The sequence below is a fragment of the Streptomyces sp. NPDC007808 genome (genome assembly GCF_042868655.1).
Taxonomy (GTDB): Bacteria; Actinomycetota; Actinomycetes; order Streptomycetales; family Streptomycetaceae; genus Streptomyces.
In genome coordinates this window covers 54,174-64,837 of the sequence record NZ_JBIAEQ010000010.1, presented here as the reverse complement: position 1 = coordinate 64,837, position 10,664 = coordinate 54,174, and the positions used below count along the sequence as shown (strand labels likewise).

Here is a 10,664-nt window from a genome sequence, read left to right as displayed (position 1 = left end):
GCCGCGGCGGAGGGGCGAAGCTGCGGGAGCGGTCGGCCTCCTGCTCGGTTCGGGGACGCCCCGGCCCCCGCGTCAGATGTCCCGGAAGATCTCGATCTGCGCCCCGATCGAGTTCAACCGCTCCGCGAGGTCCTCGTACCCCCGGTTGATGACATACACGTTGCGCAGCACCGACGTGCCCTCCGCCGCCATCATCGCCAGCAGCACGACCACGGCCGGCCGCAGGGCGGGCGGGCACATCATCTCGGCGGCGCGCCAGCGGGTCGGGCCCTCCACCAGGACGCGGTGCGGGTCCAGCAACTGGAGCCTGCCGCCGAGGCGGTTGAGGTCGGTCAGGTAGATGGCGCGGTTGTCGTAGACCCAGTCGTGGATCAGCGTCTTGCCCTGCGCGGAGGCCGCGATGGCCGCGAAGAACGGGACGTTGTCGATGTTCAGGCCCGGGAACGGCATCGGGTGGATCTTGTCGATCGGCGCCTCCAGCTTGGAGGGCCGGACGGTGAGGTCCACCAGGCGCGTACGGCCGTTGTCCGCGAAGTACTCGGGCGTACGGTCGTGGTCGAGGCCCATCTCCTCCAGGACCGCCAGCTCGATCTCCAGGAACTCGATCGGTACCCGGCGCACCGTCAGCTCCGACTCGGTGACGACGGCGGCGGCCAGCAGGCTCATCGCCTCGACCGGGTCCTCGGACGGCGAGTAGTCCACGTCCACGTCGATGGTCGCCACGCCGTGCACGGTGAGCGTGGTGGTGCCGATGCCCTCGACCCGGACGCCGAGCGCCTCCAGGAAGAAGCACAGGTCCTGGACCATGTAGTTGGAGGAGGCGTTGCGGATGACCGTGATTCCGTCGTGCCGCGCCGCGGCCAGCAGGGCGTTCTCGGTCACCGTGTCGCCGCGCTCGGTCAGCACGATGGGCCGGTCGGGGCGGACGGCCCGGTCGACCGTGGCGTGGTAGTGGCCCTCGGTCGCGGCGACGTCCAGGCCGAAGCGGCGCAGCGCGATCATGTGGGGCTCGATGGTCCGCGTGCCCAGGTCGCAGCCGCCGGCGTACGGCAGCTTGAAGCGGTCCATGCGGTGCAGCAGCGGGCCGAGGAACATGATGATGGACCGGGTGCGCACGGCGGCCTCGGCGTCGATCGCCGCCATGTTCAGCTCGGCCGGCGGCACGATCTCCAGGTCGACACCGTCGTTGATCCAACGGGTGCGCACGCCGATGGAGTTGAGCACCTCCAGGAGGCGGTAGACCTCCTCGATACGGGCCACGCGGCGCAGCACCGTGCGCCCCTTGTTGAGCAACGAGGCGCACAGCAGGGCCACACAGGCGTTCTTGCTGGTCTTGACGTCGATGGAACCGGACAACCGGCGTCCGCCGACGACCCTCAGATGCATCGGACCGGCGTACCCGAGGGACACGATCTCGCTGTCCAGAGCCTCACCGATGCGGGCGATCATCTCAAGGCTGATGTTCTGGTTGCCGCGCTCGATGCGGTTGACGGCGCTCTGAGAGGTGCCGAGCGCCTCGGCCAGCTGCGTCTGCGTCCAGCCACGGTGTTGCCGGGCGTCACGGATGAGCCTGCCGATGCGTACGAGGTAGTCGTCTGCCATGAGGTTGAGGTTATCTCAGATATGAGATGGCACATCCCTGTGGGGGCCATCCGGGTGATGGGGCGTCAACGTCGCCTGGCCGTACGGGTGCGACGCCACCCGAAAGGTCCAGGCAAATCCACCGATGTCGTACGACGTCCGGTGCTGCTGTGGGTGTGTCGCGGGCCGTTCTTGCCGCCGGTGGTGATGGACCAGGAGCGCCGGTTGATGTTCAGGCGCACTCCGGGCAGGATGCGGAAACTCTTGCGGAACGTGAGGGGCATGGACGCCTCCTTCTCGGGTCGCTTCCTTTCGAGGTCGCGCGCGTACCCCTTCGGTTACCCCGACTCGGCGAACTGATGGCATGCCGAAGGCCGGCTCGACGCCCTGGGCGCCGGCCGGCCTTCCGGTGTGGTCCGTCCTCTCGGCCGCGGTCAGTCCGTGCCGGACTCCATCGCGGCGCGGTCCAGCCACGCGTCCTCCTCCGAGACCTCGCCACGGGAGGCGATGGCCTCGGCGCCGCCCTCCGGCAGCTCCGGCATCGTGCCGATCAGGCCGGTCGCGGCCGCCTGCGAGGCGCCGATGGTGGGGGAGCCGGTGCCGATCAGGCCGAGTCCGGCGTACTGCTCCAGCTTGGCGCGCGAGTCGGCGATGTCGAGGTTGCGCATGGTGAGCTGGCCGATCCGGTCGACCGGGCCGAACGCCGAGTCCTCGGTGCGCTCCATGGACAGCTTGTCCGGGTGGTAGCTGAACGCCGGGCCCGTGGTGTCGAGGATCGAGTAGTCCTCACCGCGCCGCAGACGGAGGGTCACCTCACCGGTGACGGCCGCGCCGACCCAGCGCTGCAGCGACTCGCGGATCATCAGCGCCTGCGGGTCCAGCCAGCGGCCCTCGTACATCAGGCGGCCGAGGCGCCGGCCCTCGTTGTGGTACTGGGCGAGGGTGTCCTCGTTGTGGATGGCGTTGACCAGGCGCTCGTAGGCCGTGTGCAGCAGGGCCATACCGGGCGCTTCGTAGATGCCGCGGCTCTTGGCCTCGATGATCCGGTTCTCGATCTGGTCGGACATGCCCAGGCCGTGCCGGCCGCCGATGGCGTTGGCCTCCATGACCAGGTCGACGGGGGAGGCGAACTCCTTGCCGTTGATCGTCACCGGGCGGCCCTGCTCGAAGCCGATCGTCACGTCCTCGGTGGCGATCTCGACCTCGGGGTCCCAGAACCGCACGCCCATGATGGGCTCGACGGTCTCGATGCCGGTGTCGAGGTGCTCCAGCGTCTTGGCCTCGTGGGTGGCGCCCCAGATGTTGGCGTCGGTGGAGTACGCCTTCTCCGTGGAGTCCCGGTAGGGCAGGTTGTGGGCGACCAGCCACTCCGACATCTCCTTGCGGCCGCCGAGCTCGGTCACGAACTTCGCGTCCAGCCAGGGCTTGTAGATCCGCAGGTTCGGGTTGGCGAGCAGGCCGTAGCGGTAGAACCGCTCGATGTCGTTGCCCTTGAAGGTCGAGCCGTCACCCCAGATCTGGACGTCGTCCTCCAGCATCGCCCGTACCAGCAGCGTGCCGGTGACGGCGCGGCCCAGCGGCGTGGTGTTGAAGTACGCGCGCCCGCCCGAGCGGATGTGGAACGCGCCGCACGTGAGCGCGGCCAGGCCCTCCTCGACCAGCGCCGCGCGGCAGTCGACCAGACGCGCGACCTCGGCGCCGTAGGTCTTGGCGCGGCCGGGCACCGAGGCGATGTCGGGCTCGTCGTACTGGCCGATGTCGGCGGTGTAGGTGCACGGGACGGCGCCCTTGTCGCGCATCCAGGCGACCGCGACCGAGGTGTCGAGACCGCCCGAGAAGGCGATGCCGACGCGCTCGCCGGTGGGCAGGGAGGTGAGGACCTTGGACATAGGAAGAGTATGCATCATCCCGCATGATCATGCAAAGGGGTCGCGCGCGAGTTCAAAGGGGTCGTGCGTGAGCTCGGGGACTCCTACGGAAGTCGCGATGTCGGGGTTGCCGGGCGGCGGGGCGGGAGGTCTGGGGGGAGGTCCAGTGGAGGTCTATGGGGGCGCGTGCCCCGCCGTACGCCTCCTGCGGTGGTGCGTGGCGGCGTGAGTCGGATGCGTGGAATGTCGCGGCGGGATGTGGGCAACGACACGGCCGGACGCAACGCGACAGGGAGGCCGGGCATGACCATCCCGGCCCCATGTACTAGAGTTATCTCGACATCGAGATATCTGCCGAGGCGTACCGCAGTCGCACGCTCTCGCTGGGTCTGGCAGTAAGGCATGCCTAACTTAGCCTTACCTTAGCGGATCGGCCAAGACGGCGTGGCGGCAGGATGCGGTGGTAAGCGCACAAAAATGAAGGAGACTGTCGTGTCGGCGAACAGCTTCGACGCCCGCAGCACGCTGCAGGTGGGCGACGAGTCGTACGAGATCTTCCGGCTGGACAAGGTCGAGGGCTCCGCGCGCCTCCCCTACAGCCTGAAGGTGCTGCTGGAGAACCTCCTCCGCACCGAGGACGGCGCGAACATCACCGCCGACCACATCCGCGCCCTCGGCAGCTGGGACTCGCAGGCCCAGCCGTCGCAGGAGATCCAGTTCACGCCGGCCCGCGTGATCATGCAGGACTTCACCGGTGTGCCCTGTGTCGTCGACCTCGCCACCATGCGTGAGGCCGTCAAGGAGCTCGGCGGCGACCCGGCGAAGGTCAACCCGCTCTCCCCGGCCGAGCTGGTCATCGACCACTCCGTCATCGCCGACAAGTTCGGCACCCACGACGCCTTCGCGCAGAACGTCGAGCTGGAGTACGGCCGCAACAAGGAGCGCTACCAGTTCCTGCGCTGGGGCCAGACCGCCTTCGACGACTTCAAGGTCGTACCCCCCGGCACCGGCATCGTCCACCAGGTGAACATCGAGCACCTGGCGCGCACGGTCATGGTCCGTAACGGCCAGGCCTACCCCGACACCCTCGTCGGCACCGACTCGCACACCACCATGGTCAACGGCCTCGGCGTCCTCGGCTGGGGCGTCGGCGGCATCGAGGCCGAGGCCGCGATGCTCGGCCAGCCGGTCTCCATGCTCATCCCGCGCGTCGTCGGCTTCAAGCTCACCGGTGAGCTCAAGCCCGGCACCACCGCCACCGACCTGGTGCTGACCATCACCGAGATGCTCCGCAAGCACGGTGTCGTCGGTAAGTTCGTCGAGTTCTACGGTGAGGGCGTGGCCGCCACCTCGCTCGCCAACCGCGCCACCATCGGCAACATGTCGCCGGAGTTCGGCTCGACCGCCGCGATCTTCCCGATCGACGACGAGACCATCAAGTACCTGAAGCTGACCGGCCGCTCCGAGCAGCAGCTCGCGCTCGTCGAGGCGTACGCCAAGGAGCAGGGCCTCTGGCTCGACCCGACGGCCGAGCCGGACTTCTCCGAGAAGCTGGAGCTCGACCTGTCGACGGTCGTGCCCTCCATCGCCGGCCCCAAGCGCCCGCAGGACCGCATCGTCCTGGCCGAGGCCGCCCAGCAGTTCGCGAAGGACGTCCTCAACTACGTCGACGCCCCCGTCGCGCAGACGCCGGCCGCCGCGGCCTCCCCGGTCGACGAGGCGAGCGCCGAGTCCTTCCCGGCCTCCGACGCGCCCGCCTACGGCAGCCAGGAGAACGGCGCCGGCGCCCCGCAGCACGCCGACGGCACCGGTGCCGCCGTCCCGTCCAACCCGGTCACCGTGACCGCCCCCGACGGCTCGACGTACGAGATCGACCACGGTGCCGTGACGGTCGCCGCCATCACCTCCTGCACCAACACCTCCAACCCGTACGTCATGGTCGCCGCCGCGCTCGTCGCGAAGAAGGCCGTGGAGAAGGGCCTGACCCGCAAGCCGTGGGTCAAGACCACCCTCGCCCCGGGTTCGAAGGTCGTCACCGACTACTTCGACAAGGCGGGCCTGACCCCGTACCTCGACAAGGTCGGCTTCAACCTGGTCGGTTACGGCTGCACCACCTGCATCGGCAACTCCGGCCCGCTGCCGGAGGAGGTCTCCAAGGCCGTCAACGACCACGACCTCGCGGTCACCTCGGTCCTCTCCGGCAACCGGAACTTCGAGGGCCGTATCAACCCCGACGTCAAGATGAACTACCTGGCCTCCCCGCCGCTGGTCGTCGCGTACGCCCTCGCGGGCTCCATGAAGGTGGACATCACCAAGGACGCCCTGGGCACCGACCAGGACGGCAACCCGGTCTTCCTGAAGGACATCTGGCCCTCCGAGGCCGAGGTCAACGACGTCGTGGCGAACGCCATCGGCGAGGACATGTTCTCCAAGTCCTACTCGGACGTCTTCGCGGGTGACGCCCAGTGGCAGGCCCTGCCGGTCCCGACGGGCAACACCTTCGAGTGGGACGCCGAGTCGACGTACGTCCGCAAGCCCCCGTACTTCGATGGCATGACGATGGAGACCACCCCGGTCTCCGACATCACCGGCGCCCGCGTGCTGGCCAAGCTGGGCGACTCGGTGACCACGGACCACATCTCGCCCGCCGGCGCCATCAAGGCCGACACCCCGGCCGGCAAGTACCTCACGGAGCACGGCGTGGAGCGTCGTGACTTCAACTCCTACGGCTCGCGTCGAGGCAACCACGAGGTCATGATCCGCGGTACGTTCGCCAACATCCGCCTGCGCAACCAGATCGCGCCGGGCACCGAGGGCGGCTACACGCGCGACTTCACGCAGGAGGGCGGCCCGGTCTCCTTCATCTACGACGCCTCGCAGAACTACCAGGCGGCCGGCACCCCGCTGGTCATCCTGGGCGGCAAGGAGTACGGCTCCGGCTCCTCGCGTGACTGGGCGGCCAAGGGCACGGCCCTGCTCGGCGTCAAGGCCGTCATCACCGAGTCGTACGAGCGCATCCACCGCTCGAACCTCATCGGCATGGGCGTCCTGCCGCTGCAGTTCCCGGCCGGCCAGTCGGCCGACTCGCTCGGCCTGACCGGCGAGGAGACCTTCTCCATCACGGGCATCACCGAGCTGAACGAGGGCACCACGCCGCGCACGGTGAAGGTCACCACCGACACCGGTGTCGAGTTCGACGCGGTCGTCCGCATCGACACCCCCGGTGAGGCCGACTACTACCGCAACGGCGGCATCATGCAGTACGTCCTGCGCAGCCTGATCCGCAAGTAGGCGCTACGGCACGGCGGCAGACGCCACGAAGGGCCGCACCCCCGGCGAGGGGGTGCGGCCCTTCGCCGCGCCCCCGCGAGAAGCTCCAGGGTCTCGCCCCACGTCAGCAGGGCCTGTAGGTCGCTCACGGACACGTTGACGGTTCCGATCTCCATCCGGATGGGCTCGGACTGCTACCACTCCACCTGCTCGGCGGCCACGCCGGCTCGTGCCGGTGCGCTTGCGGCACGGAGGGCTCAACGGGCGCACGGAACGGCGCGGCAGCGCATCGATGTGCGCCGGGCGCAACCTCACCTCGTCCGTCATGGGGGCTCGCGGTCGCCCGTGTACGACTGTCACGCGTCAGGCGTTTACAACTGCGCCACATGGCGCTACTTTCCGAAACAGGCGGGTGGTGGGAGCGCTCCCATATGGGTGGACCGGAACCCGCCCCGGGTCGCTCCCGCCCCCGCCTGTCCTCACTCGCGCGCCCGTCACGGCGCGCTTCGGCATGACGCCACACGCATCCGCACGGCCGTACCTGAAGGAACGGACTCGACTGTCATGATCCTGACAAAAGTGGAGCCGAGCGCACCTTCGGCTCATCGGTTGACTCTCCCCACTCGCGCCAGAGCCCTCTTCCTCGTCCTGGTCTCCCTGCTCGCGACGATCCCGGCGGTCGCCCTCGTCATGAGCACCGGTGGTGAGGCGGAGGCCCACGGCACCCCCATGAAACCGGGCAGCCGCACCTTCCTGTGCTGGCAGGACGGCCTCACCGACACCGGTGAGATCAAGCCGGTCAACCCTGCCTGCCGGGCCGCCCAGCAGGTCAGCGGCACCACGCCGTTCTACAACTGGTTCTCGGTGCTCCGCTCCGACGGCGCCGGCCGCACCCGCGGCTTCGTGCCCGACGGCGAGCTGTGCAGCGGCGGCAACACCAACTTCACCGGCTTCAACACACCCAGCAAGGACTGGCCGCTCACCCATCTCACGTCGGGTGCCACGGTCGACTTCTCCTACAACGCCTGGGCCGCGCACCCGGGTTGGTTCTACGTGTACATCACGAAGGACGGCTTCGACCCGACCAAGACCCTCACCTGGAACGACATGGAGGAGCGGCCCTTCCTCTCCGTCGACCACCCGCCGCTCAACGGTTCCCCGGGCACGGTCGAGGCCAACTACTCCTGGACCGGAAAGCTTCCTGACAACAAGTCGGGCCGCCACATCATCTACATGGTCTGGCAGCGCTCCGACAGTCAGGAAACCTTCTACTCCTGCTCCGACGTCGTCTTCGACGGCGGCAACGGCGAGGTCACCGGCATCAAGGAACCCGGCAACCCGACCGACCCGGTGCCCGGCGAGTGCTCCGCCACCCGCCGCACGACCGGCAGTTGGAACGGCGGCTACCAGTCCGAGGTCACCGTCACCAACACCGGTGACGTCCCGATGCTCGGCTGGATGGTCGACTGGACGCTCCCCGCAGGCCAGAAGGTGGAGAGCCTCTGGAGTGGCAACGCGACCTACAACGGCAGAGCCGTGATGGTCCACAACACCGACTGGAACGGCTCCCTGAGTCCCGGTCAGAAAGCGACCTTCGGGTACGTGGTCTCCGGCGCCGGCGGAGACAGTTCGACGACCCTGCCCTGCCGGGTGGGCTGAACCACCGCTGCACAGGTCCGATGGGCGCCGAGCCGCCGCCCATCGGACCCTCGTCGTGGGCGCTCGAAGAAGTGTTTGACGGGAGAACAAACTGATAACAGCAGGCAACCGAAGATGATCGGACACGGTCTAGCTCGCCATGAAGATCTCTTTCCTGCTGCACAACGCCTACGGGATCGGAGGCACGATCACCACCACGTTCAACCTGGCCCACGCCCTGGCCGAGCGGCACGAGGTGGAGATCGTCTCCGCGTTGCGGCACCGGGAACGTCCCAACCTCACCCTGGACCCCAAGGTTGCCCTGCGACCGTTGGTGGATCTGCGGCACGAGAAGGAACATCCCCTGCACCTGAGACCGGCGAGAGTGTTCCCCGACTCCGAGTACCGTCATCACCAGTACAGCGAGCTGACCGATCAGCGGATCGGCGCGTACCTGGCGGCGACCGACGCCGACGTCGTCATCGGCACCCGACCGGGACTCAACGTGCACCTCGCGCTCCAGGCGCCGGACCATGTCGTGCGGGTCGGGCAGGAGCACCTCTCCCTCGACAACCATCCGCCCGCGCTGCGCACCGCGCTGCGCCGGGCCTACCGCCGGCTCGACGTGCTCACCACCGTCACGCAGGCGGACGCCACCGCCTACCAGCGCAGGATGCGACTGCCGGGTGTACGGGTGGCGGCGCTGCCCAACAGCGTCCCCGATCCGGTGCTGCCCCCGGCGGACGGCACCGCGAAGGTGGTGGTCGCCGCGGGCCGGCTCGGCCCGGTGAAGCGGTACGACCTGCTCATCGAGGCGTTCGCCCGGGTGGCCGCCGAGCGTCCGGACTGGCACCTGCGCATCTACGGCAAGGGAGACGAGCACGCCCGGCTCCAGGAGCTCATCCAGCGCCTCGGCCTGTGCGAGAACGTCCTCCTGATGGGCGCGGCCTCCCCCATGGAGGCGGAGTGGGTCAAGGGCTCCCTCGGGGTGGCCGCGTCGGACTTCGAGGCGTTCGGCATGACCATCGTGGAGGCGATGCGCTGCGGCCTGCCGGTCGTGAGCACCGACTGCCCGTACGGACCCGGCGAGATCATCGAGGACGGCGTCGACGGCCGACTGGTGCCGGTCGGCGACCGCGACGCGCTCGGCGCCGCGCTGCTGGACCTGGTCCGCGACGACGAGCGCCGCCGGCAGATGGGTCGTACGGCCATGGAGAACGCGCGCCGGTTCGCCCCGGCCCCGGTCGTGGAGCGGGCCGAGCGGCTGTTCGACGAGGCGTTGGCGGCCCGCAGGTCCGGGCGACGGGTGGCACCCGAATCCGGCCGAATACGCAACCTCCTGGTCAGCCAGGGCCTCGCCGCGCGCGACACCGCACACGCCGCGGCCCTGCGCGCGCTGCGCACCGTACGAAAGGGACGGCCATGACGACAGACCCCGGCGCCTCGCGCGACACGCAGCTGCGTGCCGACTGCACCATCGACACGGACGGCCGGATCACCTTCGCGCTTCGCCCACCCGCGGCCGTCGACTTCCGCTCGTCCCGGTTGCTGCTGCGGCTGCGCCCCAAGAAGGGGCAGCCGGAGAAGGTCGTGCACACCCTCGACCTGGATCCCGCGGACGACGGCAGCCTGCGTGCCGTCCTGGAGCCGGAGCCCGCACTCGCCGAGGGGCGATGGGACGTGTACGCCCTCGCCGAACCGGGAGAAGCCGGGGAGCCCGGCGAGTCCGGGGAGTCCGGAGCGCGGCGGCAGCGCGTCCGCCCCGGTCTGCGTGACCTGCGGGCCCTCGTCGGCGGACAGGCACGTGACCGGTCGTCACCGGTGGCCGTGCGCGTTCCGTACACCACCAAGGACGGCTTCCTCGCGCTGCGGGCCTGGCTGCGCACCGCCCACGCCGAGGTCGAGCGCGTCGACGTCACGGACCGGTCGATGACGGTCAGGGCCCGGCTGCACGGCGCCACACTCGACGACGGAGCCACCGTACGGCTGCGCCTGCGGGGTGGGGACGGTGTCGTAAGGGCGCTGGAGCCGCAGGCCGCGAGCGACGGCCGGGCGTTCTCCTTCACCGTGGTCTACGGGGAGCTCGCCGCCGACCACGGCGCCGGAAGCCGTGTCTGGGACCTGTCCGTCCAGCCGCGGCCCGCCGCGGGCGCTTCGCCGATCCGGCTCGGCCGTCTGCTGGACGACATGGCCGACCGCAAGGAGATCTTCGTCTACCCGCGTGCCGCGGTGGCCGGTGTCGCCGTGCGTCCCTACTACACGGTCGACAACGACCTCTCCGTGGAGGTGACGGCCGGGAAGGCGTGA

At 69.4% G+C, this 10,664-nt stretch carries 7 protein-coding genes; 4 read left to right on the top strand and 3 right to left on the bottom strand.

Annotation, left to right across the window (positions count from 1 at the left end):
- Positions 1-72 precede the first annotated feature (72 nt).
- The 3 genes from ACFYNL_RS33580 to argG form a co-directional block, all read right to left on the bottom strand.
- Positions 73-1,602: a helix-turn-helix domain-containing protein gene (locus ACFYNL_RS33580; protein ID WP_388810258.1), complete on the bottom strand. Its 1,530-nt coding sequence runs from the start codon at positions 1,600-1,602 to the stop codon at positions 73-75.
- 65 nt (positions 1,603-1,667) lie between these two features.
- A complete protein-coding gene (locus ACFYNL_RS33575) occupies positions 1,668-1,865 on the bottom strand; it encodes a DUF4236 domain-containing protein (protein WP_388810256.1) in 198 nt (65 codons plus the stop codon).
- Positions 1,866-2,015: 150 nt separating this feature from the next.
- Positions 2,016-3,470 (bottom strand): argininosuccinate synthase, encoded by a 1,455-nt coding sequence (gene argG / locus ACFYNL_RS33570; RefSeq protein WP_388810253.1) that lies wholly within the window; start codon positions 3,468-3,470, stop codon positions 2,016-2,018.
- A 471-nt stretch (positions 3,471-3,941) separates the two neighbouring features.
- Between argG and ACFYNL_RS33565 the strand changes: the two genes are divergently transcribed.
- The 4 genes from ACFYNL_RS33565 (at position 3,942) to ACFYNL_RS33550 (ending at position 10,664) form a co-directional block, all read left to right on the top strand.
- On the top strand, positions 3,942-6,740 hold the full coding sequence (locus ACFYNL_RS33565) for an aconitate hydratase (protein ID WP_388810250.1): 2,799 nt from the start codon (positions 3,942-3,944) through the stop codon (positions 6,738-6,740).
- Positions 6,741-7,283: 543 nt separating this feature from the next.
- Positions 7,284-8,378 (top strand): lytic polysaccharide monooxygenase, encoded by a 1,095-nt coding sequence (locus ACFYNL_RS33560; protein WP_388810247.1) that lies wholly within the window; start codon positions 7,284-7,286, stop codon positions 8,376-8,378.
- A gap of 139 nt (positions 8,379-8,517) precedes the next feature.
- On the top strand, positions 8,518-9,783 hold the full coding sequence (locus ACFYNL_RS33555) for a glycosyltransferase family 4 protein (protein WP_388810244.1): 1,266 nt from the start codon (positions 8,518-8,520) through the stop codon (positions 9,781-9,783).
- A complete protein-coding gene (locus ACFYNL_RS33550; RefSeq protein ID WP_388810242.1) occupies positions 9,780-10,664 on the top strand; it encodes a transferase in 885 nt (294 codons plus the stop codon). Before ACFYNL_RS33555 ends, ACFYNL_RS33550 begins: the two co-directional genes overlap by 4 nt.